The 291-nt window shown below is 41.2% G+C and carries 1 protein-coding gene; it reads right to left on the reverse strand.

All coding sequences use genetic code 11. From position 1 onward, the window contains the following. Positions 1 to 291: hypothetical protein (locus I8752_RS24635; protein WP_214434869.1), on the reverse strand; the 291-nt coding region annotated here is incomplete at both ends.

Raw genomic sequence — 291 nt, forward strand, 5'->3', positions numbered from 1 at the left:
TTGTCACCTCAATAGATGCCAAGTAGTCAATAACAGCTTCTTCCTCTTTCTCAGTTGGCAAATCGTCTATGACAGCGTTATTCAGCGTGGCGATTGTTTCCGTTGTCACCTCAATAGATGCCAAGTAGTCAATAACAGCTTCTTCCTCTTTCTCAGTAGGCAAATCGTCTATGACAGCGTTATTAGGCAAGACGATTGCTTCTGTTATCACCTCAGTAAATTCAAAGTTGCTAATAACAGCTTCTTCTTTGTCAGTTGGCAAATCGTCTATGACAGAGTTATTAGGCAAGG

This window comes from Dendronalium phyllosphericum CENA369, assembly GCF_016056275.1.
GTDB classification, from domain to species: domain Bacteria; phylum Cyanobacteriota; class Cyanobacteriia; order Cyanobacteriales; family Nostocaceae; genus Dendronalium; species Dendronalium phyllosphericum.